The organism is Bacillus sp. SIMBA_154 (genome assembly GCF_046536015.1).
GTDB classification, from domain to species: Bacteria; Bacillota; Bacilli; order Bacillales; family Bacillaceae; genus Bacillus; species Bacillus pumilus_P.
On sequence record NZ_JAWJBV010000403.1, the window covers coordinates 1 to 258 of the forward strand.

At 53.9% G+C, this 258-nt stretch carries 1 pseudogene; it reads right to left on the reverse strand.

Annotated elements, in window-relative coordinates:
* Window positions 1-258 (reverse strand): annotated as a pseudogene (locus R0K30_RS22545) (cardiolipin synthase); the annotation flags it as partial.

Genomic DNA, 258 nt, shown 5'->3' on the forward strand with positions numbered 1-258 from the left:
TGCGGATCGGCTCATTCGGCACGAAATAAGGCGTCGCGATCCATACAGACGATTCGGCCGCCGCTATCATGGCATAATACAGCTCGCTCATCCGCTCCTTCATATCGGGGCCCGTCGGAACGACTTGTTAGACGCCGCCGCTTTCTGCCGCAACCGGGCGGGTGTATGCTTTCTGATCAATCAGCACCTCATCCGAAACGTATTCCCAATCAAGCATAAAAATGCTGTGGAGCGTCTGAACGATTTCTCCTTCGACTT